Here is a 790-nt window from a genome sequence, read left to right as displayed (position 1 = left end):
GTTAATTGTTCACCTTTAAAATTACCAGCAATATAGTCTACTGGTTGAAAATTACTATCAGGGTCTCCTTCAACTAATAACAAGTCATTTTCAATAAATGAAGCCAACATTTTACTAATTTCTTGGTCAACAACACCAGTCACTCCATTAGTATTAATGGTAAATTTACCACTATTTAACAATGGGTCTAACATTATCTTTTCAGCGATAATATCTAAAATACTGGCAAATTGTTTACCATAACGAGCAGAAGGTTCAAAATTAGGGTTATTAGGAATAATTTCAATTGGTATAAAATCAATTGGCAATATTTCTTCTCTTTGTAATGTTGTATAGTTATTTCATTTTGCATAATCAATATATAAATCGGTAATAGTACTGTATAATAGTGTTTTTAACTTTCTAATAACTTTTACTTGTTTAGTTACATAATCAATTTCTAATTTTTCAGTAATAAAAACACTGTGGTCATTTTTAATATAAGGGTCATAATCAAAAGTACACGATACTAGATTACCTAATTCATCATACTGGTCATTGTAAAAATCAATAGTAATAAAATTGAGTTTTGAATTATTAGCAAAAATAAAATATGCACCCTTACCATTCTTATTAATTTTATATTCGTTATATCAATTCTTATTAGTAAAGTCCTGCATTTTTAAAAAGTTATTAATTAATTTAGTATCTATTTTTTGATTAGTAAGTGGATTATAAATGCTAATTTCTAAATCTCGTGGATTTAAAAAATTAGCATTATCTTCACAAATTCTTTTTTCTAAAATCTCAT

The 790-nt window shown here is 25.2% G+C and carries 1 protein-coding gene; it reads right to left on the bottom strand.

Translation table 4 applies throughout. From position 1 onward, the window contains the following. A partial coding sequence (locus tag D9R21_RS07845; protein ID WP_158614015.1) for a hypothetical protein occupies positions 1-790 on the bottom strand: 790 nt, incomplete at both ends.

The organism is Spiroplasma endosymbiont of Megaselia nigra (genome assembly GCF_003987485.1).
Lineage (GTDB): Bacteria > Bacillota_I > Bacilli_A > Mycoplasmatales > Mycoplasmataceae > Spiroplasma.
This window is presented reverse-complemented; position numbering and strand designations above follow the sequence as displayed.